The organism is Streptomyces sp. GC420 (assembly GCF_009916105.1).
Classification (GTDB): Bacteria; Actinomycetota; Actinomycetes; order Streptomycetales; family Streptomycetaceae; genus Streptomyces.
Genome location: NZ_JAAAXQ010000790.1, coordinates 1 through 901, shown reverse-complemented (window position 1 = coordinate 901; position 901 = coordinate 1). Strand labels below are relative to the sequence as shown.

The 901-nt window shown below is 69.5% G+C and carries 1 protein-coding gene; it reads left to right on the top strand.

Going from position 1 to position 901, the window contains the following annotated elements:
• Positions 1-901 (top strand): Ig-like domain-containing protein (locus GUY61_RS38635; protein ID WP_166634940.1); only part of this gene is annotated, 901 nt, incomplete at both ends.

Genomic DNA, 901 nt, shown 5'->3' with positions numbered 1-901 from the left:
CGACCCCTCCGTGTTCGGCCAGCCGGTCGTCTTCACCGCGACCATCGCACCCGCGCCCCCCGGAGCCGGGACCCCCACCGGCACCGTCACCTTCACCATCGACGGAGACGTCGTACCCGTCCTCCTCGACGAGAACGGCACCGCCACCCTCACCCGGGCCGTCCTGCCAGCCGGCACCTACTCGGTCACCGCCGACTACGGCGGCGACACCAACTTCACCGCCTCCACCGGCACCGACACCCACACCGTCAACCAAGCGACAACCACCACCACCGTCACCAGCAGCCCCGACCCCACTCCGTACGGAGAGCCGGTCCTGTTCACCGCGGTGGTGGCTCCGGTCGCCCCGGGCGCCAGCACCCCGACCGGAACCGTCACCTTCGCCATCAGCGGCGGCCCCACTCTGGTCGCATCCGTGGACGCCTCGGGTACGGCTTCCGTCAGCACCAGCGCTCTGCCGGCGGGTGATTACTCGGTCACGGCCACCTACAGCGGAGACGCGAACTTCACCGCCTCCACCGGCACCGACACCCACACCGTCACCAGGGCGGCCACCCAGACCGTCCTGACCTCGAACCCCGACCCCTCCGTATACGGCCAGGAGGTCCTGTTCACCGCCGTCGTCACACCGATCTCCCTCGGCGTCGGCACCCCGACCGGCACGGTCACCTTCACCGACAGCAGTGGCGCCACCATCACCGTCCCACTCGACGCCAACGGCGTCGCCACCGTCCCCAACAGCGCCCTGACCGCCGGAAGCTACAGCGGAACCGCCATCTACAACGGCGACGCCAACTTCGCCCCCTCCGAAGGCAGCGACACCCACATCGTCGAACCGGCCGCCACCACCACAACGATCTCCTCGCCCCCCGACCCCTCCGTCTTCTGTCTCTTATACACA